This is a genomic window from Niallia circulans (assembly GCF_007273535.1).
Classification (GTDB): Bacteria; Bacillota; Bacilli; order Bacillales; family Cytobacillaceae; genus Niallia; species Niallia circulans_B.
In genome coordinates, this window is record NZ_RIBP01000004.1 from 2,895,277 (window position 1) to 2,910,161 (window position 14,885).

Consider the following 14,885-nt stretch of genomic DNA (forward strand, 5'->3'; position numbering starts at 1 on the left):
AAGGGCATTCTGTTAAGAATGCCCTTTTTGTTTATTGATTGCCTTTTTTCACCCATTCGGCAACAGTTACAACTCGTTTTGCCTGATACTGAGCGGCTTTTTTGTAGACGTCTTTACCGCCTACAATTTCGTTGTTTTGGTTAACTGACACACTTGTTCCGTATGGATTGCCACCAGCAGCATATAAAGACTCATCCGTATATCCTGGTGTAACGACAATGGCACCCCAATGGTACATAGTTGTATATAAGCTTAAAATCGTTGCTTCTTGACCGCCATGTGGGTTTTGAGCAGAGGTCATGGCACTTACGACCTTGTTTACTGTTTTTCCTTGTGCCCAAATTCCGCCAGTAGTATCCAAAAATTGTTTCATTTGAGAAGCGACGTTCCCAAACCGGGTCGGCGTACTGAAAATGATGGCATCAGCGTCAACGATGGCGTCTGAAGTAATGACAGGGAGATCCTTCGTTTCCTCCACATGAGCTTTCCATGCTGGATTACCTTCAATAGCGCTTTGGGGTGCTGTTTCCTCGACACGATAAATAGTAACATCTGCACCGCTTTCCTGCGCTCCTTCAGCGGCCCACTGTGCAAGCTGATAATTAGTACCTGTTGAACTATAATAAACAATTGCCAATTTAACTGTCATTTGCAATTCCTCCTAAATCATGTACTAGCTTAAAATGGGTACTTACGGAAATCCGGTTGTGCTGAAATCCATTTCGTGCTTGTAAATTCTTCGACAATCCAATCATTTCCAAATCGGCCCATTCCGCTTGCTTTCGTCCCGCCAAAGGGAACAGTTGGACTATCGTTAACTGTCTGGTCATTAATATGTGTCATGCCGCTTTCAACTGTTAACGCAAGCTTTCGGCCTTTATCAAGATCATTTGTGAAAATTGCAGAGCTTAAGCCATATTCTGTGTCATTGGCGATTTCGATTGCATGCTCATCTGAATCTGCTTTAATAATAGTTGAAATTGGGGCAAATAACTCCGTTTGTGCAAGCTTACTGCTATTATCCACATCCACAAACACAAATGGTGTTAATAAATTGCCAATTCTTTCGCCTTCAAGAGCCAATTTACAGCCTTCTGCTTTTGCTTCTGCGATGAAGGACATGGCTTTATCTGCTTGTTTTTCGTTAATAAGAGGACCTATGATTGTTTTTGGATCTTTTGGGTTACCGTATGGTACATTTTTAACTCTGTCGATGAACTTTTCGACGAATTCATCATACACATCCTTATGGATAATCATGCGATTAATCGACATACAGATTTGTCCTTGATGAATAAATTTCCCAAAGATTGCTGCATCAACAGCCCGATCCATATCTGCGTCTGCCAATACGATAAATGGGTTGTTTCCGCCAAGCTCAAGTGCAACGCGCTTCAGCATCTTGCCCGCTATTTCACCGATATGCTTACCGACAGGTGTTGATCCGGTAAAACTAATTAACCCAGAGTCTTTGCTTGTCAGCATTTCATCGCCAAGCTCTTCCAAATCTGATTGTATAACTTGAAGCACACCTTTTGGAAGTCCAGCAGCTTCAAATGCTCTAGCAATGATGGAGCCACCTGCAAGTCCTGTCTGCGTATCCGGCTTATGAACGACCGTATTGCCAAGTGCTAAGGCAGGAGCGATTGTTCGCATGGATAAATTCATGGGAAAGTTAAAAGGAGAGATAGAAGTAATCACACCAAGAGGCAGGCGGTATGCATAGTTTTGCTTGCCATCTTTTTCTGGCAAATCACGTCCTTGATCAATTTTATCAACGAGATCAAAGGAAGCCTCCAAATATGCGATGGTCAGGTCAAGCTCCACATTTGCTTTAATCTGACTGCCGCCTGTTTCTTGTGAAATAATAGCAACGATTTCCTCTTTGTTACTTTGTAAAAAATCAGCTGCTTTTTTCAATATTGCAAGCCTTTCCTTATGTGTTGTTTGTGCCCATGCCTTTTGAGCAGCTTTGGCGGAGGAAAACGCCCTCTGAAGCTGATCGACAGTCGCGATACTGAAAACAGTTATCGTTGACTGATCAAAGGGATTTTTGTCTTCAAACGTTCTGCCAGCATTTCCTTCGGTCCATTCTCCGTCAATAAAACTCTTATTTAAATTTGTAAATTGTTCCATTGTCTGCACCTCATTTCTTTTCACGTATAAGGATTCCTAGTTAAGCCAAATCAAACAATAGTATTGTACCCCTTGATAAATGGGACAAACATACTTTTGGAATATACTTCGAGTCAGGATAATCGTTAATCCCCCGCATAAGCTGTCATTCTTGCACCATAATAAAGATGAATACATAAAAAAAAACCCATCCACTAAGAAAGATGGGGGACAGCAACACTTATAATCCATTATCAATCTTTTTTAATAACGATATTAATTGTGTTCTTTCATCGTCTGTCAGATTTTTGGTCAGCTCTTTGTTTAATTCAGCTAAAACAAATTGAATATGGGGATATACATCAATCGCTTTCTCAGTTGGAAACAGTTCGTTTGCTCGGCGATCAGTTTCAGAGGTTTCTTTCCGTATGTAGCCTGCTTTTTCGAGCTGGCTGACAGAACGGGCGGTTGTGGCTTTATCAAATTTTAATTTAGATGTTAGTTCATCCTGATTGATTCCTGGGCTTTGAATAATCGATTTTAAAAATGCATATTGTCCACCATTGCCGATGTTATAATTTTTGAATGCCTTTAATAAATATTTTTGATTTTGTCTATGAATAACAGAAATCAGTCTGCCTAAAGGAGCTTCCTTCATAATTGTTCAACTCTCTTATATGTTTTTTTAATGTTGCTTCTATTTATAGATTACATTACAATAAAATAGTTGCGCGCGCAACTAATGGATAGAGGTGATTGGATTGAATAATGGTCAGCATGGTATGAATGGTCATGAAAAACGCTGGACTATTTTAATTATTTTAAACTTATTTACGTTTATGTCGACATTAGACGGCAGTATCGTCAATGTCGCTCTTCCAACAGTTTCGAAAGAGCTTGCATTGCCGCTCGCACAATCTCAATGGATTGTCAGCAGCTATTTAATGATAATATGTACTGCGATATTGTTCTTTGGAAAACTTGGAGATATTTTTGGCAAAATTAAAATCTTCAAGCTTGGTTCGATTATTTTCATCATAGGTTCGTTTCTGTGCGGATTTAGTGATTCGCTTATACTGTTAATTCTTTCTCGTGTCGTACAGGCAATCGGTGCTGCTATGACGATGGCGAACAACCAAGGAATTGTGACAGAAGTGTTTCCGCCAAAGGAAAGAGGAAAGGCGCTTGGATTAATTGGTACATTTGTTTCATTAGGAAGCATTGCAGGACCAAGTCTTGGCGGCATTATTCTGTCAAGCCTTGGCTGGGAATACATATTCTGGCTGAATGTGCCGATTGGCATTATTGCCATCATCTTTGCCTGGAAGCTATTACCGAAGGATGCGACTGTAACAAAAGTGAAAATTGATGTTCCAGGAAGTATTTTGTTTGCCTTGGCGATATTGTTTTTGTTTTCAAGTCTATTGTTAGGACAGCAATATGGGTATTCTAATAGGTATATCCTGATGTCTGTTGTGTTGGGGGTTATTCTGTTTGTGTTCTTCATCCTAGTAGAACGTAAGGCAGAAAATCCAATGCTGGCATTTTCCCTTTTTAAAAATTCTCTTTTCTCAATCAGTATATTATGTGGATTTTTAGTATTTGTAGCGAATTTTTGTTTCAACATTTTGGCGCCATTTTACACACAGGATATTTTAGGATTGTCGCCGCTGCATGCAGGCTATATCCTCATGCTGTTTCCGATTGCAATGGCCATTATCGCACCGATAAGTGGGGCGCTTTCCGATAAGATTGGCGGACAGATTATTACCTTTGTCGGATTAATCTTAATGATTGTGGCACAAATCGGCTTAACATTTCTACATGAAGGCAGCACGATCCTGACATTATCATGTTTAATTGTGCTTCTTGGGATAAGCACAGGCTTGTTCCAATCTCCTAATAATTCATTAGTTATGTCGACTGTTGACCGAAAACAGCTAGGAATTGCCGGAAGCATTAATTCACTCGTACGAAATTTAGGAATGGTCGTTGGTATTTCTGTGGCGACGAGCACGTTATTTTCTGTAATGAGCATCCATGCTGGTTATCGTGTCACAGCATTAATACCAGACAGACCGGATATTTTTCTAGCAGGTATGCATGTCGTATTTATTGGCTCAAGCATTTTATGCTTTATCGGCGCCGTATTAACGGGAGTGCGTCTGTATTCGTCAAGAAAATCAAGGGAAGAAAGAGAAAAGACTGCATAAAGAAGAGGCGCTTGATAGTTAGTCAAGTGCCTCTTTTTAATAGCTTAATGTAAGGGAAGCTTGATCGTGAAATCAGTTCCCTTATTTATGTCACTTTTCACTGATATTTTTCCCTGATGCATGTCGATAATTTTTTTTGTGATCGATAATCCTAATCCGCTGCCGCCGTTTTGTCTGTTCCGTGACAAGTCTGCCTTATAGAAGCGTTCAAAAATTCTCGCTTGAACAGCTTCTGTCATACCGATACCACTGTCTTTAATCGTTACAATCGCACTGTCATTTTCCATTCGTAGCGTTACAGTAATTTTCCCGAGGTTTGGGGTGAATTTAATACTGTTATGAATAAGATTTATCCATACCTGCTCTAATAAATCCTCATCTGCATGGATCGAGACATTCTCTAATTCAATTTGTGTATCAATGCATTTTGCTGTCCATTGTGGTTCACACGCAAGAATTACCCGCCGAATCTGACGGTCGAAACGGTATTGTTTAGGCTCAAACGGTGTTTTTTCTGATTCTAATGACGTTAGCTTTAAGAGATTTTCACTTAATTTGGAGAGCCGCAAGCTTTCTGTTTTTATAATTTGTAAATAATGAGCTCTTTCCTTTTTTGTTAAGTCTTCATTATTTAATGCTTCCGCAAAGCCGATAATAGAGGTAAGCGGTGACTGAATTTCATGGGAAACATTTGAGATGAATTCCTGACGCATTTGCTCCATTTCGCCTAATTCTGTTGCCATATGCTGCATGCTTTCAATGATGCTGTGATAGGGATGGTTTCGTTGTACTTGTTGTCCGTAAAAAGACAAATCAATATTAAAATTCCCTTGTGCCATCTGTTCAAATGCATAAATCATCGGGGAGAAAAATTTGCGCTGTCTGTTTTGAACTCCCTTTATACGGCTAATGCAAGTAATTCCGAGCATGACGGATAAAATAACAAGCACCGTATTAATCACTTGTTTCCACAGTGGAGAAATCGACCAGCTATAATGTGTAAATAGCCAGGAGGTGAAAGAAAAAACGAAAATGGAAGCAAGAATAATAATTAAAAAGATTAATGCGAAACCACCGATATGTAGTAATGCTTTCCAAAGCTTCTTCATATTAACTCCAGACGATAGCCTAATCCTCGAATCGTGCTAATTTTGAATTTATGTTTATCGTCCAAAAATCTTGCTCTTAACCTTTTAATATGAACATCAACGGTTCTTTCATCTCCCTCATAATCAAAGCCCCAAATATCCTCAATCAGCTCATCACGCGAATACGTTTTGCCTGGCTGTGATGCGAGCTTAAAAAGAAGCTCAAATTCCTTTAAGGGCAAAGTGCAGGATTTGTTGTCCATCCACACTTCAAAGGTTTTCCGATCCAGGATAACCTCACCAATTTGCAATTTTTGTGAGGCGACAATTTTATATCGTTTTAACAATGTTTTTACTCTTGCCGTTAGCTCAAGGGGATCAAATGGCTTCACTAAATAATCATCTGTCCCCAACTCAAAGCCCTTCACCTTTTGAGCGGTTTCGCCTTTTGCTGTCAGCATCAGGATTGGTAATTCCTCTGGATAATATTTGCGGATTTCCTTGCAGACAGCCCAGCCATCCAAATTTGGCATCATTATATCCAAAATCACTAAATCAACCTTTTCTGTATCAAGGAGTGTTAAAGCTTCCTTACCGTCAGAAGCACTGATAATCTCCCAGCCCTCCTTGCTAAGAAACACCTCTAATAATTCTCTTATATATGGGTCATCATCTACGACCATTATTCTTGTTAACATTCGAATACTCCCTTTTAATAGGATCTATCATCATACATTATCGATTTTTTTCTGAACGTGCAAACAGAATTGTACCAATTACAGAAAAAATCAGGATGAAGCAGACAATGACAATTAAGTCGAGTCCTGGATTAAACAACACAATTTCATTATAAACGGGATCACCCCAATAAAAAACAGCTCTAGCTAAATCAACACAGTAGGTCATTGGCATAAGATGTGCCAGAAAACCGAGTATGCCTGTTGAATGATTAACAGGTATCAATGCTCCAGATAAAAACATTTGCGGCATCGTTATAAGCATGGAGCCGATATCGGCTACTTTGCTGTCTGTGATAAAACTAATAAAGAAAATTCCTAGCGCTGCACCGACGAGACTGAAAAGGGGAGACAGCAACAATAGCCAAACAAAGGACATTCCTCCCAGTGGGATTTGCAGAACCAACGCAACTGCTATAATGCCAATTAACATTGCCATGCTTGAAAAGGCTGTACCAATCATTTTTCCTAATACAATTGAATATCTCGAAATGGGCGAAACGAACAGCTCTTGCGTGAAGTTAGAGCTTCTTTCCTCGACAAGCTGGCTCATTCCGCTAACGGATGCTTGAAACATTGAATTGACAATCATGCCAATCAGCATGAACTGCATAAAATTATAACCTACATTGCCGGCGAGATTTTGCGACATGCTGCCGCCGAGAATGCCAATAAAGATAATCGGAAACAAAATGCTTATCACGATATATACAGGATTGCGGATGACCCGGACGAGCTCCCTGCCAATAATAGCTGCAACAGCATTTACTTCTCTGCTAATTACCGACATATTGTTTGTCTCCTTCCTGAGTCTTTATTAAATCAACATATGCCTCTTCAAGTGAAGGCACTCTGATTTCCAGCTTTGTTAAAGGTATCTTAATTTGCTGCAACAGGCTATGTGGTGTTTTTTGATCGTAATAGACTTTAACACCATGCTCCCATTCTTCATAATCACAGAAATTTGTGGCAAGCTCCTCTATTAGCTGTTTTCTATCATCTGCATCAAGGTTCATTGTTTTTTTAACAAGAAGATGGTTTTTTATTTCATCTGGTGTACCTGCTAATGAAACTTTGCCTTTATTAATGATACAGACACGATCTGCACCTTCGGCTTCTTCTAAATAATGGGTAGTTAGGAAAATCGTAATATTCTCCTTTTTTCGGATTTGCTGCAGGTACTCCCATAATGACCTACGGCTTTCTGCATCAAGCCCTTGTGTTGGCTCATCAAGAAACAAAATCTTTGGATTATGCATTAAACTGCGGATAATTTCTAGCTTTCGTTTCATACCTCCAGAGAATGTTTTTAGCCTTTTGAATAACTGGTCTTTTAAGCCAACCATTTCCGCCAGTTCTGCAACTCTTGCTTTATAGGCTTTTGGCATCATCCGATATAACGGTCTATATGGATATATCCCGTATATACTCACATGGAGGCGAATGTTTTCTTCTGCTGTAAGTTCTAAATCTAAGCTAGGGTTTTGAAACAGGATGCCAATTTGTTGCCGGACTTTTTTTGCATCTGTTTCTAAATCAGCATCAGCAATTTTAACAATACCGCTTGACTTGGAAAGGGTTGTTGTCAAAATAGAAATAGTCGTTGTTTTGCCAGCACCATTAGGCCCTAAAAAAGCGAAAAATTCACCAGGATTAACAGAGAAACTGATTCCGTTAACGGAAGGCTCTTTTGCTCTTTTGTATTTTTTTGTTAAATGCTCGATCTGAATAATTGGTTCCACCGTAATTCCTCCTTCTGTTTTTCTTACATGAGACAGAATAAAAGAGGAATGTGAACGGAGTATGAACGGATGAAATAAAAAAACTATTTCATCTGGCACTAGTTTCACATGAAAGGATAAGGGAGAGGAGGGGGATGCCATTTTATATTAAGGCATAATAAGACGGGTGTCGCCACATTCTGCAATGTGGATACGTGCTTTGATTAATGAAGTATGACTTTGACGAGGGAATACAGCAGCTGCATTAGTTAAATTCACCGCATATCAATCAGCTAGGAAATATAGGGTAGAGCCTTTTGATAGGCTCTATTTTAAAAATACAAAAATCTAGGTGGTTTAAACCTCTTCTTAACAATAATTAGTTATATGGAGGGAATAATTCCTAATTGTTATATGACAGCAAAATTGAAACCATTGTACCTGCGACATTACCTGATGGAGAGAAACGCATATCTCTGCTATGTGAGGAAAGTGGGGAACTAGAACTTTATACTTTACAAACAAAGCCTGCTATTTTCCGTTTTTAAAATACTTTATACCAATACAGTGTTTTATCGATATTAGGATTGAAAGCATGTTTAAGTGAATCAACACCGCCGAGCTCCATTCCTTGTTTTAAATAAAATCTGCAGGCAAGAAGATTATCATCCTGTGCTTCAAGAGAAATCCCCCCCAATCCTCCGGATAATGCCCACTCTTCAGCTTTTGTAAAAAGAATGTTACCGACCCCATTTTGTCTGAATTTCTCACATACTGCTATATTTTCAATATAGCAGAATTTATTCCAATCCTTAATTAGCCTGATTTGGCCAACATATTCGCCATTAAGAAAGGCTAGAAAAATAGCTTTATCTTCTTTTTCGATATACTCATGCCATGGAAGCGTATCATCAGGGAATGTAGTATATCTTATCTGCTCATACAACTCTTCTTGAAAAGACCAAACCCCATTTAAAAGGGAAGGGACTAGTCGTCCGATTATTGGAAAGCGTTCATTTGTTTTATTAATATTGCTGATATGCTCTGTTTGGAATGGAATAACAGTAATCTGCTGGTATTTCATCGTATACCTCCTTATTATGTAATTTCCTACATAATAGCATGGTTTTTACAGCAAAGTGTAAATAAGTTATAATTTTCCGTTAATTAAAACAAAAAAGAAGACACCAGTTAGATGTCTGGTGTCTTGCTAGGGGTTAATAGACTTGGCTTCTCACTTTTTCCTGATAGGCAACAGCCCGATTTCGACCCTGTTCTTTAGCTTGATATAAAGCATTATCAGCATGTAAGATGAGCTGATGCAAATTTGATTTACCCGGTTTACTTGTACTAAAGCCAACACTGATTGTAAGTGCCAGGCTGCTATTATTTTCTAGCTGTAACTCTTCCTGCTGCATTTCAGCAACAAGTCGTTTCGCAAGCAGCAAGGCTTGTTGCTGGGAAGTATTAGGGAGAAACACGATAAATTCCTCACCTCCATAACGGCCAACAATCCCGCTAGTATGACAAACTTTGTGAATGATGTTTGCTGCAAAAACAATCGCCTTATCACCGATCATATGGCCATATGTGTCATTGACACTTTTGAAATGATCAATATCAATTAAAAATAGGGAAGACTGGTCGTGAAAACTGTTTGTAATTTGGAAAAGCTCAGTTATTTGTTCAAAGAAATACTTTCGATTATACAAATTTGTTAAGTGATCAAACATAGCTGAAACCTTTAAATTTTGATAGTTTTCCAGCTTCGTTAATAGGCGCGGGAATTGATCTGCAAAGGAATCTGTAATAATTTTCGCTTCAAAATTTTGCAGCTTCCCCTGATTTTCATCAAAAACAACGAATAGTCCTTCCTTTTTAGCAACTTTAACTGGAATAGTAAGTAACGAATGAATGTCATTTTGTATACCGAATGGATTATTATGAATATTTGCCAAGAACTGTGGTTTATTCATAAGCTCTTCTGCAACAGTTAGCTGGTTAGCATCAATGGTTTGCCCATGTTGTACCGAAATGTTCCAGCCGTCTTGCCCATGCTCCAAAAACACCCCATTAGGAAAGTTAGTTGCCTCCTGCAATGTTTTTAAACCACTTTCAATTAAAGCAGGTGTGTCTTCTATTTCCTCCATCCTTTTATAGGAATTATGAAGAAGAGATTGGATATAGTATTTTTTCGACTCCTTTTCCTTTTCCAGATTAATCCTTTTAATTTTGTCTGCAAGCCCAAGCGATAAGATAAACACTTCTGCAAGTGCCCCGATTTTTGGTCCATTTTGTATCACAGCATAAAGCGGTACAAGCTTATAGGCAGCAAGTAAGTTAACGATAACACCCAATACCAACAAGCCCCATGCTGCTAAGAAATAGACGGCTTCCCTTGAGGTGGCTCTAACTGTGATTGCTATAGCAATAATAAATCCAACAAACACTGTTGCAATGACCGTACTGATCATCGTTGCGATAGAAGGTGCAACCATAAATGGTGACAAAAGCGATACAACTGCAACAGCAACAACCCAATTAATCAGTTTATTAAGTAGTGGAGCTACTATGTTGAGCTGCAAAAAATGCTTTGTAAATTGTAAAGCAAATATAGAAGAGAAGATGATAAAGAACGAATTTGACCTTAACGCCCACCAAGGAAAATCCCCCCAGAGAAATTGGAATGCATATCCATCCCAAATTAACTGCATGACCGTAAAGCCGATTACAAAGAGAATATAATATAAGTACGTTTTTTCTCGCAAAGAAAAGAACAAAAAGCAATTGTAAATAATCATTGCAATCATGACTCCATAATAAATACCATTGCCAGTTTGGCTGAGATAGTTATTTGTTGAAAAGGCTATGGGGTCCCAAAGGACTATTGGTGCTTGAAAAAATGTTTCTGTCTTTATTTTCAGAAAATAATCTTGTTCGGCATCTGCCTTAAGTTTAATTGGAAAAAGCAAATTCTTATGTTTTATTTGTCTAACGTCAAATGGCAGGCTATATCCAATTGTATCCTCTTCTATAAGCTTACCGGCTACTTCTCTATACAAGGTAACAGAGCTTAAATGAGGCTTTTTAATTTCAAGCAAAAGTTCCTTTTCACTTGAAGAAGAATTGGTTAGAGGGACGTTTATCCAGTAGCTTGCAGTACTGATGCTACCAGAAGCGTCTGTTTCACCAAAAGGCTTAAACTCCTTTTGCTTACCTAGAATACTTTTTGGATTTATTTTATCGTAATAATCAATATAGATGGATGTCTTATTTGTAATGTTAATCTCGTCCAAGCTGTTCCCTATGCTGATTGGTTGTCCCGCTAATGCCTTTTGGGCAGGTGTCAACAATACAGCTACTAATAAAAAAAGAACCAAAAGACGATTCTGAGAGAATATTTTCATAAAATAACTCCTCTAAAGCAAATTAATAGTATAATTATACCATGATTTTATAGTCTCTCTACCAATGGAGGAAAAAAATGCATAGTATTTTGTATAGTGATTTAGAAAAAACATTAAAAACCGGCGACATTGTTTTATTTAGCGGCCAATACCAAATAAGTAAACTTGTAGAAAAGCTGGAGCATAGTAAATGGTCTCATGTTGGAATGGTTGTTAGACCTGATCCAAACGGAGAAGTATATTTCTTTGAATCTACTGCTTTAATCAATCTAGAAGATGTTTTGGAGCATGATAACAAAACTGGTCCAAAGCTTGTTAAACTGCTAGATCGTTTGAAGACATACGGAGCAGATCTTGTTCCATATATTCCACCAGTTTATGCAGTTCGCCAATTCCTTAAAGACACAGTTAATGAGGAAAAACTGTATGATTATATTAAAAAGGTTCATGGCATTCCAAACCCAGGTGAATGGAAAATGATTGAAGAAGTTATCGAAGGAAGGATCTTTTCTATTCCGTCCAAAAGCAATGATTACACATGCAGCAAGCTTGTTGGCGAAACATTAGAAACGCTTGGGGTTTATCACCCGAAAAAGCCTCTTAACGGGCTTATGCCGATGGATTTTTCTACAGACAGTCATATCAAACAGCTAACTTCGTTATGGGATAAGGAAATTATTATTAATCTTGAACAACAAGAAGTGGTAAGCTGATAAAAAAGCTGGCGGGATGATCCGCCAGCTTTAAAAATAAACTTTTTCTCCTTTTTTGGCACTCTCAACAGCTCCAAAAACCATCATCATGCTTTTTAAATTATCTCTGCAGTCCGTTTCTGCATTTCTATTTGCTTCAACTGATGCAAACATTTCATCAAGGCAGCCCCAATGACCTTCTTGACCGTTCCAGCTTCCTGCAAAAATTTGCTTTTTGACTGGGAAAAGAAAACCAGCCTCATTAGAAGGATCTATTGTTTCAGCATATGGGTTGTTTATACCATCCCAAGCGGCGCTCCCTATGCTTCCGGTTGCACGCCAATCAGATTCCCAGGAGGTGTGAAGACCTTCTGCACACCAAGAACCGTTATACGTAAATACCGAGCCGTCATCCATTTCAAAAATACAAATAGCTGATGCGTTGCCTTTATACCAGGAGCCTTTTGGATTATATTCATGGCAATAGACGGACACTGGATTAGCCTGAAGAAGAAACCGTGCTTGGTCAAAAGTATGTATGGCCATATCGACAATTAACGGATTATCCATGATGTCCCGAAAGCCGCCAAAATGGGGACCAAGAAAAAAGCTAGCATGAAGGGAGCCAACCTGCCCGATTACCCCGGATTGGAGCAGCTCCTGATAGGCTCGTATTTGTCTGTTATACCGTCTATTTTGCATTACCGTGTATCTTTTACCAGATAGTTCGGATGCAAGGACTAAGTCTTTCGCTGCGTCGAGTGTTTCTGCCATCGGTTTTTCGCCAAACACATGACAGTTAAGCTTTAATGCAGCAGATACAATCGTTGGATGGGCTGCTGGAATGGTGATATCAAACACTAAATTTGCGCCAGTATTTTTTATGGCCTCTGTTATATCTGAAAACACAGGCACATCCAGTTGAAATTTATTGGCTAATGCTGCTGCAGATTCTATTTGTAAATCTACGAGTCCAACAATCTCAGCGTTTTTACGCTGTAAGGCATATTCAATCCAAGTATGAGACATTCCTCCACAGCCGGCAACGACAATTTTATGATTAACCAAGCGCAACACCTGCACTTTCTTCAAAGTTATTAAAGCGTTTACATAAATTGAGTATAACGAATTTCTGCCCTGCTGGGAACAGGAATTTTGGAGTGAAAATACAAAAAATCATCCATAGAAAATAGCGTAAGGGCAATACTACATAAAAAAGCCAAGGAGGCTGACTATGCCAAAGAAAACAGAAGCTGCACCAGATGTGACAACAGATAGAGAGTCAAATGTTGTACCGCTTAATAAAGAAAGCAACAAAGATCAAATAGCAGAGTTAAATCGAATGCTAGCCGCAGTTATGAATTATATTTCGGACGATGAAGTGGAGGAAATAGATGTTACATACTTACTTGATAACACAGAAGGTCTTAAGGAATGGTGGGATGAATATAAGGAAAGCAACAGGAAGGTTGTCGAGGAAGAAATAAAAAAATCATTGAATAAGCTGTCCTTAAAGGAACTCGAACATATTCGTGAACAAATAATGGAGAAGCAAGAGTGAGGCTGTCTGATTGGGACAGTCTTCTGTCTTTATTAAGAATTTAGTGATAGTATTGTATCAATTTTACATGATTGGTAAATTCTTAAAATTAGGTGTTTATCAACACGCCTCATTTAAGGAGAACTTTCGTATAGACCTGCTTAGTTCTTGTTAAAGTACTTGCTTAAGACAAAGCACAAGAAGACTCTGCACTCAGGAGTCTTTTTAGTTTTTTTAAGAAATAAAATAAAGGGGGATTGGTTTATGAATGAAAAAACAGAGGAAGTGCAATTTCAAAGAAATAACGCAACCTTTTACATACGAGCAGCTAAACCAAAAGATGCTCAAAGCCTATCGGTCTTGAGGCTGCAAATTGATGGGGAAACAGAAAATCTGGACAGGGAAAAAGGCGAAGGTTATTTAGACGGGCAAGCTTTCTTAAAGGTGATTGAGAAAGATATCCATGCTAAAAACAATTTGTTTTTAGTGGCAGAAACAAAAGGAAAGCTTGTTGGCTTTTCAAGATGCGAAGGCAGCGATCTCAAGCGAATGTCTCATAAGGCGGAATTTGGTGTTTGTGTTTTAAAGGATTATTGGGGATACGGAATTGGCAGTCTGTTTCTTAAGAAGTCCATCCATTGGGCGGAATGTATAGGCTTGAAAAAGCTTTCCTTACATGTTCTTGAAATAAATCAAAATGCGATTCGTTTGTATAAAAAACATGGCTTTGAAGTAGAAGGTGTATTAAAAAACGATAAGTTGCTTGCGGATGGCTGTTTTTACAATACGGTTGTCATGGCAAGACATGCTTAAAACGGTAAGGGAGAAAGCAAATTGGAAGAAATATTCGGGGAAAAAAGAACGGACAGCCAATATCGCTATCGAAAAGGTGTATATGCAGTAATTCTGTTAGAAGGAAAGGTTATGACAGTGTTAAACTCTCATGGTCATTATTTTTTGCCTGGGGGAGGCGTTGAAATGGGAGAATCTAATCAAGAGAGCCTTACAAGAGAAGTGCTTGAGGAAACCGGATATATAGTTGAAAAAGCGGAGTACATTGGCAATGCAGGCAACTACTTTACTTCCTTTCAAAATAAACCAATTTATAATGATGGCTACTTCTACAGAACATCAATAGGGAAACAAGCGCAAAATCCGACGGAAACTGAATATAGTATGAAATGGATTAATGTGAAAGATAGTCAGTCACTGTTGTTTCATGCACACCATGTCTGGGCAATAAAAAAAGCCGTACAGAAAATGATGTAGTAAGTTAGTTTTCTTAAAAGGCGATGGTAGGTCATTGCTTGTAAAGTCTAGACAATGAATATAATTATTCCTCATACTGCTGTTGAAAAAACTGGTATAGAAT

At 38.5% G+C, this 14,885-nt stretch carries 15 protein-coding genes; 5 read left to right on the forward strand and 10 right to left on the reverse strand.

What is annotated here, in order from left to right; genetic code table 11:
• Positions 1–31: 31 nt before the first annotated feature.
• The 3 genes from wrbA to CEQ21_RS22295 all read right to left on the reverse strand — a co-directional run bounded on the left by wrbA (position 32) and on the right by CEQ21_RS22295 (position 2,773).
• The gene (wrbA, locus tag CEQ21_RS22285) at positions 32–649 is read right to left on the reverse strand and encodes an NAD(P)H:quinone oxidoreductase (RefSeq protein ID WP_185766411.1); all 618 of its coding nucleotides are present in this window, start codon (positions 647–649) and stop codon (positions 32–34) included.
• 29 nt (positions 650–678) lie between these two features.
• Positions 679–2,136, reverse strand: coding sequence for an aldehyde dehydrogenase family protein (locus CEQ21_RS22290; protein ID WP_185766412.1), 1,458 nt, complete (start codon positions 2,134–2,136; stop codon positions 679–681).
• 220 nt (positions 2,137–2,356) lie between these two features.
• Complete coding sequence (locus tag CEQ21_RS22295) at positions 2,357–2,773, reverse strand: MarR family winged helix-turn-helix transcriptional regulator (RefSeq protein ID WP_185766413.1); 417 nt, start codon at positions 2,771–2,773, stop codon at positions 2,357–2,359.
• 124 nt (positions 2,774–2,897) lie between these two features.
• Between CEQ21_RS22295 and CEQ21_RS22300 the strand changes: the two genes are divergently transcribed.
• Positions 2,898–4,328 carry an MFS transporter gene (locus tag CEQ21_RS22300; protein WP_185767382.1) on the forward strand — a complete coding sequence of 477 codons (1,431 nt, stop codon included), beginning with the start codon at positions 2,898–2,900 and terminating at the stop codon, positions 4,326–4,328.
• Between the two features lie 44 nt (positions 4,329–4,372).
• Here the strand turns inward: CEQ21_RS22300 and CEQ21_RS22305 are convergent, their stop codons facing one another.
• From CEQ21_RS22305 to CEQ21_RS22330, 6 genes are all read right to left on the reverse strand, one after another.
• Positions 4,373–5,437 carry a sensor histidine kinase gene (locus tag CEQ21_RS22305; RefSeq protein ID WP_185766414.1) on the reverse strand — a complete coding sequence of 355 codons (1,065 nt, stop codon included), beginning with the start codon at positions 5,435–5,437 and terminating at the stop codon, positions 4,373–4,375.
• Entirely contained in the window at positions 5,434–6,114 is a 681-nt protein-coding gene (locus CEQ21_RS22310) for a response regulator transcription factor (protein ID WP_185766415.1), read from the reverse strand. The genes CEQ21_RS22305 and CEQ21_RS22310 overlap by 4 nt, the downstream gene beginning before the upstream one ends.
• A gap of 37 nt (positions 6,115–6,151) precedes the next feature.
• On the reverse strand, positions 6,152–6,943 hold the full coding sequence (locus CEQ21_RS22315) for an ABC transporter permease (RefSeq protein WP_185766416.1): 792 nt from the start codon (positions 6,941–6,943) through the stop codon (positions 6,152–6,154).
• Entirely contained in the window at positions 6,930–7,895 is a 966-nt protein-coding gene (locus tag CEQ21_RS22320) for an ABC transporter ATP-binding protein (protein ID WP_213087348.1), read from the reverse strand. Before CEQ21_RS22320 ends, CEQ21_RS22315 begins: the two co-directional genes overlap by 14 nt.
• Positions 7,896–8,418: 523 nt before the next feature.
• Positions 8,419–8,958, reverse strand: a complete 540-nt coding sequence (locus CEQ21_RS22325; RefSeq protein ID WP_185766418.1) for a GNAT family N-acetyltransferase — start codon at positions 8,956–8,958, stop codon at positions 8,419–8,421.
• A gap of 133 nt (positions 8,959–9,091) precedes the next feature.
• Entirely contained in the window at positions 9,092–11,281 is a 2,190-nt protein-coding gene (locus CEQ21_RS22330; protein WP_185766419.1) for a diguanylate cyclase, read from the reverse strand.
• A 77-nt stretch (positions 11,282–11,358) separates the two neighbouring features.
• Between CEQ21_RS22330 and CEQ21_RS22335 the strand changes: the two genes are divergently transcribed.
• Positions 11,359–11,994, forward strand: a complete 636-nt coding sequence (locus tag CEQ21_RS22335; protein WP_185766420.1) for a C40 family peptidase — start codon at positions 11,359–11,361, stop codon at positions 11,992–11,994.
• A 30-nt stretch (positions 11,995–12,024) separates the two neighbouring features.
• Here the strand turns inward: CEQ21_RS22335 and CEQ21_RS22340 are convergent, their stop codons facing one another.
• Positions 12,025–13,041 carry a Gfo/Idh/MocA family protein gene (locus CEQ21_RS22340; protein WP_185766421.1) on the reverse strand — a complete coding sequence of 339 codons (1,017 nt, stop codon included), beginning with the start codon at positions 13,039–13,041 and terminating at the stop codon, positions 12,025–12,027.
• A gap of 166 nt (positions 13,042–13,207) precedes the next feature.
• Between CEQ21_RS22340 and CEQ21_RS22345 the strand changes: the two genes are divergently transcribed.
• The 3 genes from CEQ21_RS22345 (at position 13,208) to CEQ21_RS22355 (ending at position 14,782) form a co-directional block, all read left to right on the forward strand.
• Positions 13,208–13,534: a hypothetical protein gene (locus CEQ21_RS22345; protein WP_185766422.1), complete on the forward strand. Its 327-nt coding sequence runs from the start codon at positions 13,208–13,210 to the stop codon at positions 13,532–13,534.
• 243 nt (positions 13,535–13,777) lie between these two features.
• Positions 13,778–14,326, forward strand: coding sequence for a GNAT family N-acetyltransferase (locus CEQ21_RS22350; RefSeq protein ID WP_185766423.1), 549 nt, complete (start codon positions 13,778–13,780; stop codon positions 14,324–14,326).
• A 21-nt stretch (positions 14,327–14,347) separates the two neighbouring features.
• Positions 14,348–14,782: an NUDIX domain-containing protein gene (locus CEQ21_RS22355; RefSeq protein WP_185766424.1), complete on the forward strand. Its 435-nt coding sequence runs from the start codon at positions 14,348–14,350 to the stop codon at positions 14,780–14,782.
• The last annotated feature ends 103 nt before the right edge of the window (positions 14,783–14,885 follow it).